General features: G+C 39.2%; 7 protein-coding genes. 1 reads left to right on the forward strand and 6 read right to left on the reverse strand.

The window, feature by feature from the left end; translation table 11 throughout:
* Positions 1-451: 451 nt before the first annotated feature.
* Positions 452-859, forward strand: coding sequence for an Hsp20/alpha crystallin family protein (locus ACFWE9_RS24825; protein ID WP_230159644.1), 408 nt, complete (start codon positions 452-454; stop codon positions 857-859).
* A gap of 70 nt (positions 860-929) precedes the next feature.
* Here the strand turns inward: ACFWE9_RS24825 and ACFWE9_RS24830 are convergent, their stop codons facing one another.
* The 6 genes from ACFWE9_RS24830 to ACFWE9_RS24855 all read right to left on the reverse strand — a co-directional run bounded on the left by ACFWE9_RS24830 (position 930) and on the right by ACFWE9_RS24855 (position 7,625).
* Positions 930-4,061, reverse strand: coding sequence for an SbcC/MukB-like Walker B domain-containing protein (locus ACFWE9_RS24830; protein WP_377359320.1), 3,132 nt, complete (start codon positions 4,059-4,061; stop codon positions 930-932).
* Positions 4,058-5,203 (reverse strand): exonuclease SbcCD subunit D, encoded by a 1,146-nt coding sequence (locus ACFWE9_RS24835; protein ID WP_230159646.1) that lies wholly within the window; start codon positions 5,201-5,203, stop codon positions 4,058-4,060. The genes ACFWE9_RS24830 and ACFWE9_RS24835 overlap by 4 nt, the downstream gene beginning before the upstream one ends.
* 158 nt (positions 5,204-5,361) lie before the next feature.
* The gene (locus ACFWE9_RS24840) at positions 5,362-5,790 is read right to left on the reverse strand and encodes a DUF2621 domain-containing protein (RefSeq protein ID WP_230159647.1); all 429 of its coding nucleotides are present in this window, start codon (positions 5,788-5,790) and stop codon (positions 5,362-5,364) included.
* A gap of 81 nt (positions 5,791-5,871) precedes the next feature.
* Entirely contained in the window at positions 5,872-6,177 is a 306-nt protein-coding gene (locus ACFWE9_RS24845; RefSeq protein ID WP_230159648.1) for a DUF3219 family protein, read from the reverse strand.
* Between the two features lie 124 nt (positions 6,178-6,301).
* Positions 6,302-6,529 (reverse strand): sulfurtransferase TusA family protein, encoded by a 228-nt coding sequence (locus ACFWE9_RS24850; protein ID WP_230159649.1) that lies wholly within the window; start codon positions 6,527-6,529, stop codon positions 6,302-6,304.
* A gap of 40 nt (positions 6,530-6,569) precedes the next feature.
* On the reverse strand, positions 6,570-7,625 hold the full coding sequence (locus tag ACFWE9_RS24855; protein ID WP_230159650.1) for a YeeE/YedE family protein: 1,056 nt from the start codon (positions 7,623-7,625) through the stop codon (positions 6,570-6,572).
* Between the last annotated feature and the right edge of the window lie 44 nt (positions 7,626-7,669).

Consider the following 7,669-nt stretch of genomic DNA (forward strand, 5'->3'; position numbering starts at 1 on the left):
GTGGAAATGATTTTCTTGAAATGGAAATCTTATTTAATTATAAATTTAAAAAGAGCAAAATGTCAATATATTAAGAATTTTCAAAAAAAATGACTTCTGGAGTTTGTGGTATACACATGCAAACAATTGATAGGGCTATGGATGTAATGAGAGTGCTGGTATCTAAATCATCGGAAAACGGTTATCCATAACTTCCGCTAGGCTCCATCCACCGTGTTAAAAGCCTAAAACGGATCTGAAAATACGAATGCAATGAATCGTTCTTTCTAAATCATGGTATTTAAAAAAATTACATAATCGAGGAATTTATAAAAAAAAATCAGGCTTCTTCATCTCTGTTTTTTGAAGACTTAAAGTAGCCTAATTTTTTTGTAACCATTTTCATTTTTTCAATCACCATCTTCATCCTTCAAACATACAATATTAACAAAGTAAAACCGGGGGTATCAACATGCAAGACAATCAACATGGATCGCAAATGAACGAGGTTGAAAAGTTTGATGAATGGGTAAAAAAATTTTTTCTGGATCCGGAAACTTGTGCGTTGGATCATCAACTTTTTTCAATTGATATATACGAAAGTGACGATGAGTATATGGTGGAAGCGGTTTTGGAAAATCATGATGTTAAAGATATTAAAGTTTGCCTAAGTGATAATGAGCTATCGATCATCGTTGACGATAATCAAAAGCGCTTTCTTGAAAAAAAAGTGGATACACTACCCACACAGAGGAAAATCCCCTTCCCCTTTTCGATTTGCTCACGACGGATTACCGCTGAATTTTCAAATCCGATATTGGTGATTCGCATCCATAAGTTTTCCCCCGGAAAAACAGTCGAAGATATTAATATCGAGTAATACGATCATCATAATAAAAAGAATGGCGTAGAGAGCACCCTGCTCCTTAGCCATTCTTTTTTAACTTGATTTATCCTGCAAAGTAAAAGGACGTTCGACTTCCTTTTTGTGTCGAAATGACCTGGAGTTGGGCGTCAATCCTTTCTTTCAATTCTGGAACATGCGAAATTATCCCGACTAATCTTCCAGTGCTTTGTATATCCATTAACGCTTCAATCGCATGATCTAGTGATTCGGGATCAAGCGTGCCGAAACCTTCATCAATGAACATCGTTTCAAGTGAGATTCCGCCTGCATTCTGTTGGACAACATCCGCAAGACCTAAAGCAAGAGCAAGTGATGCCTTAAAGCTCTCTCCTCCCGATAGGGTTTTGACATGCCTCTCCTGCCCGGTATATTGGTCATACACAGACAACTCCAGACCGCTCTGGATATTCCTGCGTGTAGGATCTAGCTTTCGTAACAGCTGATAGCGGCCACTGGTCATTTTCAGTAATCTTAAATTGGCTTCTTTTAAGATATCATCTAAAAAAGCGGCCAATACATACCGTTCAAAAGTTATTCGGAAGGAGTTTTGTCCTTTTGAAATCTCTGACAGATGACCGACAATACTGTACTTTTCATCCAGTTCTTTCTGATCTTTCCTGATTTGCGCCAGCTTCATTTCAATTTCTTCGTTAGTCCGTTTTTCGGCATGCAATTCATTCTGATTTTGACGTAACAATTCCAATTCTCCATCTATGAAATCAAAAGTCTTTTTCAATCCTTCAAGGTCCGGTTTGATTACATCTTTTAATTTCATTTCCAAATCATGAAACAGACTCAAAACACTTTGCCAATTTTGATTATACTGCTGGACTTGGTCCTCTAGGTTTCCAAGAGCCGATTCCGATCTTTTTGCGGCTGTATATTCTTTATAGTTGGAAAAACCTTGAATTGTCATATCCGTGATTAACTTTTCCCGTTCTTCCTTCAATTCTTGATTTAAAGCATTTATATTTCCACTTAGTGAATCTTTTTTTGCATTGATGGCCGATTCTTTTTCTTTTACCATTTGAAGGCTTTTTTGTGCATCTTCCAAGGTCAATTGTAAGCTTTTCTGCGTCTTTACAGCGATTTGATAGGCAGCATCATATTCTTCCTCTGTCCGTATTCCATCCGGCAGGGAATCTGTTATTCCTGATAGTTTTGTAGAATTTTCGATAAACCTCGTTTTCTCATGGTCCTCTTTACTTTCTAAAGAAGTCAGATTCTCTTGGAGCTGGGCTGCTTTCTCTTTTAACTCCAGCAACCGTCTTTCCAAATTGCTAAATAAAGACTTTTTACGATTCAATTCTGTTACCTGCTCTTGCAGCGCTTTTCCATTTTGTTCAAAATGCTTCAAATGATCATCGATATCTTCATCTTTAAACTGCGGCATGTCTTTTTGTAAGTCTGCCAACTTTTCTTGTGAAGACTCCACTAGTGCATCATATTTGGATTTTGCTTGATAGTATGCACTTTCAGCTTGGCTTTTTTGTTGTTCTGAAACTTTTAGCTTGTTTTCTTGCTCTTTCAGTTCCACATCCGTCGGCATATCCTCATGCATTAGCGCTGGTTCAGGATGATTTATCGATCCGCACACAGGACAATTTTCTCCTGAGTGCAACATGGAAGCAAGCATACCTGCTTGACCTGATCGCCACTTTTGAGTGAGGGCTTCCAGTTTTCCCTTTTCCTGAATATGACTGCTTTGAATCTCTTGGAACCGATCATGCTTTTCATCCAGAAACCTCTTCATACTCTGTATTTCAGAAAGTACTTCTTGAAGCTTTTTTATTTGCAGGTACGATTGATTGTTTCTTTCTGCTTCGATTTCCTTATCACGAAACAGAACCGCTGCTTTTTCCGCTTCAGTTTTTTCTTGAGCTACTCTCTCGGCCTCCACTTCAATTGCCTTTTGGTCCGAAACATATTTTTCCCGAAGTTCTTTACTTGCTCGCCACGCTTTTTCATCTAAAGTAACTTGAGCTTTTAAGCTTGCAAAAGTCAAGACAGCTTCTTTAACCTGCTCTAGCTGATGAACATTTCGTATGGCCTGCTCCCTTTGGTTTTCTTTCAACATTTCCTGTCCATAGGAATTCTGCTTCACATTGCGCTCAGCTTGCAACTTCTCCGCCTGCTCACTTAACTTTTCAAGTTCCGTTTTTGCATCATGTACTTGTTTGCCAATACGTAAATAGTATTGTTCCTGCTTTTCGAGCGACACGGCCTTATGTGCCATTTTGATTTGATCTTTCACTAATTCCATTTCAGGCTGCTTTGCTTCCAGGGAATCCTTTTCTTTTCGCAGTTTTTCTTTTTCCGAAAATCTATTTAATAAATCGACCGCTTTTGAAAGCTCTTGATTTATTTGATCACGAGCTTTCTGCTTTGCCTGTATTTGTTTATCTACAATTTCATTTTTTTCTGTTGCTGCCAAAATGACTTCTTGTAAAAGTGGTAAGACCTGCTGCTCGTTAGGCTCTTCCGTTTGCAATTGCGCCAACAGTTCTTCATGGTTACCAGGCTTGATACCTTTCATTAATTCAATTCGACGCTGAGCGCTTTTTTCACTTTGCTTTTTAAGGATCGAAGCCTCTTCTTTTAATTTTTCTTCGATTCGTTTATAAAGTTCAGTATGAAATAATTTCTGGAGAATCTGTTCTTTATCCTTACTATCGGAAGTTAACAGCTTTCGAAATTCATTCTGTGGTATCATCAAGATTTGCCGAAATTGATTGGCATCAAGACCAATAAGTAATTTGATTTTTTCTTCAACCTCACGGACATTTGCACCAAGTATTTTTTTTCCATCGGTCGATAGTTCATATAATTCAGCCTTTGCACCAACGGTTGTGGTTCCTTCACCAGCTTTTTTCTTCCGTTCCTGCTGAGGTGACCGGATCACTAAATAGGTTTTTCCGCGCAAAGAAAATTGCAGCGAGACTTCCGTCAATATATCATCTTCGGCAAACTGACTTCGCAAATCTTGGCCGCTTCGATCTTCCCCACTCGCTTTTCCATAAATTGCAAAACTAATCCCATCAAAAATCGTGGTTTTCCCAGCACCTGTCTTTCCAGAAATGACAAACATGGTCCGTTCTCCGAGGGAATTAAAATCAATGGTTTCTCTTCCTGCATACGGTCCAAAAGCCTGCATCGTTAAAATATGTGGTCTCATTTCAAAGCCTCCTCTTTCTTCACAGCTTCAATTACCGAAACCATCAAATCTTGCTTTTGAGAATCAAAGTTCCGATCTGTCATTTCTTGATAAAACGTTTCAAACAAATCCAATTCTGATTTCCGTTCATCTTTTACAGATGAAAAGGATTTTTTTCTTCTAAGGTCAGTCAAATCCCATTTTCTCTCCAGATGAAGTACATTCGGGAAAATCTGTCTCAAGCGATTAATCGGATCGATGAGTGATCCCTCATCATTAAGTGTTATTTTCAAGTAGTCATCCTTTTTTTGCGCTTGATAAAAAGAGGGATCAAGTAGTTCTTCCATTGTTCCGGATATTTCCCTCATATCTAGCTTGGGTACCAAAGATCGATAGCGCAAATCGAAGCTTCCATCTTCCTTCATATCGACGATGGAAAGCGACTTATTTTGCTTAGCCTCCGAAAAAGAGTATTTTAATAGTGAACCAGAGTAAAACACCTTAGGATGGCGTATCGCATCCGGACTATGTAAATGTCCAAGTGCCGTATAATCGAACGCATCGAATAAGTCCGATGAAACACAGCCAGAGCCACCTACTGACAAGACTCGTTCTGAATCGCTCGTTTTACCGCCTAATACAAAAGCATGTCCTACGAAGACGTTCGGTTCATCCTTATTGAAGGTTTCCGCAATCGTTCCGGTTATCCGCTTCATCGCGTCTTGATGAGAATGGATACTATCATCTTCAAAAAGGTGGCGAACCGTACCTGGTTCTGCATATGGTACACAATAAAAATTGACTCCCTTGATGCGGACCGGCTCACATGTTTTTGTCAATTTGCCATGAATGTATAACTGACTATGACGATACCATGATGAACCGAATGCAAGCCTTTCTGCTGAATCATGGTTTCCCGATATCGCAACGATCGGTGTATTCATTTTCACATTAATCGTATATAGGATTTCATCAAGAAGTTCTACCGCTTCAGTCGGCGGAACCGAACGATCATATAGGTCACCGGCAATCACGACCGCATCCGGTTTTTCTTCTTCGACAATTTCTATGAATTGCAAGAGCGCATGCCTTTGGTCATCGGTCATATGTACCCCGTGAACGATTTTCCCTAAATGCCAATCGGCCGTATGGATAAATTTCATAGTTTCACTCCGTCCTCATTTTTACTTACTATTATTATATCAAAAATTTAACGATTAGCATGGTTTGGGTACAAACGTTCTAATTTTTACCACCATAGTCAGTTTTCATTTCTACAGAATAAAAAAGGCAAACTCCTAAGAGTCTGCCTTTTTCATCATTAGCTGAATAAATGTTCATATGGACTCATATTCACTTTTCTTTCGGCTAATTTTTTTTGTAAGAATTTATGGTCACGTTTTGGTGTGGCAATGATATATCCGCGTATCACTAGATCCTCCGAAATATCGCCCGCTTTTTCCTTTAAAGCCAATTCACCGATTTTCCCCGCAATTTTATGACGGGCAACATCGCGGAAAAGTTCTGGTACAGGGCTCACTAAATCTTCAAGTAATTCCTTTTGCTGCTTTGACCATAGGTGCTTTGTTTGGTCCAAATAGTATTCTTCCCAATCCATATCGGATTTCCCATCTTCTTTAGGAAATCTTTTGAGGAACTTTCGAAACATGAAAAAGCCACCTATGCTCATCAATATAATTAAAAGGGCTACCCAAAATAGAATAAACCATAAAAACCAGCCACTTAGCAAAAGTACCACCTCATATGTATAGAATGATTGTCACTATTATTATAGACAGTAACCCATATCTTTACAAGACTGGCAATGTAATCATTCCGTTTCGTTCACTTCCAGTAAGACCAGCGAAAAGTCACCCACAGCATTTTCTTCATAAAGATTCGTAACTGAAGTTGCATAGTTAAAAATTTCTGCCCTAAATTCCTCATTTGAATCTGGAATTTTCACATCAAAAACCATTTGATAAAGAAGTGTAGTAATATCATGATATTCACTATTTGTAACCTTGAAATTAAAACTGACTTTTCTGATTTCTCCACCTTCAGAATCCTTTACAGTTTCAGCAAGAAAATCAGTAACCTTCAGTGGAACATCATTTAAAATGACCTCATCTACCATTTTATCAACATCTCCTTAAATGTGGTTAAAGATATGTTATCACTTAGGGCTTTCAGCTCCAACAATTCAGCCTTAGATAATAAAAAAAAAACGTGCACAAGTTACCTTGGCACGTTTCTGTAAATCAATTTCCCTTTTTTACGATTATACGCCATTTAGCGTCATCGATTTGCTCAAATTCCGTGATTTCATGACCTTCAGCAGCTGCCCAGCGAGGAATGCTCTCCGTTGCTTGGGTGCAATCGAAATTAATGATTAGTTCCTCTCCTTTGGTCATATCCACAATTGCTTCTTTAGCTTCCACTAGAGGGAATGGACATACCATCCCAGTCGTTTCCAATACCTTCGCCATATACATTACACTCCCCAATAAATTATTTTCATCACGAATCTTATGCAGCTTTTGAAATAGCCGCTGTTTTCTTTTGCTTACGGATAATCGTGAAATAAGTGGCTACCCATGTACCTAATAGGAAAAAGACAATGGCGATCCAACCCTGCCAAGCAAATAATGCCGAGTTCACCAGGCCATTCCCTATTGTGCACCCTCCGGCAACACTTGCACCGAATCCCATGATTACGCCGCCAATTGCATTATTACGCAACGTTTTCATATCAGGCAAGCGCCAACGGAATTCGCCGCTCCCTTTTGCTGCGATGAAAGCGCCAAGGAAAATACCCAATACTAAAAACGTACCCCAATCGATCAACGCATTATCTCCTGTTATAAGGAAAGTTAGAATGTTAGCGGACGGAGCTGTGATTCCAAGACCGAACATCCTGCCTGTCATTGCACTTAGTGGCCAGGCCATGATTGCGATCAGGCCAATCAATAATGCTGTAACAAATGGATGCCACCGTTTTTCGAATAAAATGTGAGCCAATCCGGTTTTTTTCTGTTTCATTTTGAAGATTGGCAGTTTAGGTTTTCTTAATTCACGAATCACCAAGAGGCCCACCAAAGTGGTCACAACAATTACAAGCACCCAAGGCGAAACATTCAATGTTTCATGAATGTACGTATCACTTGTACGATACGACAACAGATTGTCCCCTGCCGCTTTCCAAACTCCGTACTTTGTCATTGCAGCTCCAAGCATATATCCGAAAAGAGCAACCCAACTGCCAATCATGCCCTCTCCGGCACGGTACCAAGTTCCAGTAGCGCAACCGCCGGCTAGCACCATTCCAATGCCAAAAATAAATCCACCGACTATAGTTCCCAACCATGGAAAACCGTCATTTCCAAATTGAATGATCCCTGTATCATTCAATGCATAAACGCCAATACTTTGTATCGCTATAACAACAAATGTAGCTAAAAACATACGTCCATCTTTAGCTAAAATCAAATCACGATATGCACCAACAACACAGAAACGGCCTCTTTGAAGCACAAATCCCAGCAGTAAACCACAAATAATCCCGAATACAATCATTTGTAACATGAACCGTTTCCTCCTTAAGTAAAATAATAGTACTAATATAATAT

The sequence above is a fragment of the Peribacillus sp. NPDC060253 genome, assembly GCF_042727425.1.
Lineage (GTDB): Bacteria > Bacillota > Bacilli > Bacillales > DSM-1321 > Peribacillus.

Coding starts and splice junctions, on each gene's coding strand:
- ACFWE9_RS24825 (WP_230159644.1), top strand. CDS start 452: ATGCAAGACAATCAACATGGATCGCAAATGAACGAGGTTGAAAAGTTT.
- ACFWE9_RS24830 (WP_377359320.1), bottom strand. CDS start 4,061: ATGAGACCACATATTTTAACGATGCAGGCTTTTGGACCGTATGCAGGA.
- ACFWE9_RS24835 (WP_230159646.1), bottom strand. CDS start 5,203: ATGAAATTTATCCATACGGCCGATTGGCATTTAGGGAAAATCGTTCAC.
- ACFWE9_RS24845 (WP_230159648.1), bottom strand. CDS start 6,177: ATGGTAGATGAGGTCATTTTAAATGATGTTCCACTGAAGGTTACTGAT.
- ACFWE9_RS24850 (WP_230159649.1), bottom strand. CDS start 6,529: ATGGCGAAGGTATTGGAAACGACTGGGATGGTATGTCCATTCCCTCTA.
- ACFWE9_RS24855 (WP_230159650.1), bottom strand. CDS start 7,625: ATGTTACAAATGATTGTATTCGGGATTATTTGTGGTTTACTGCTGGGA.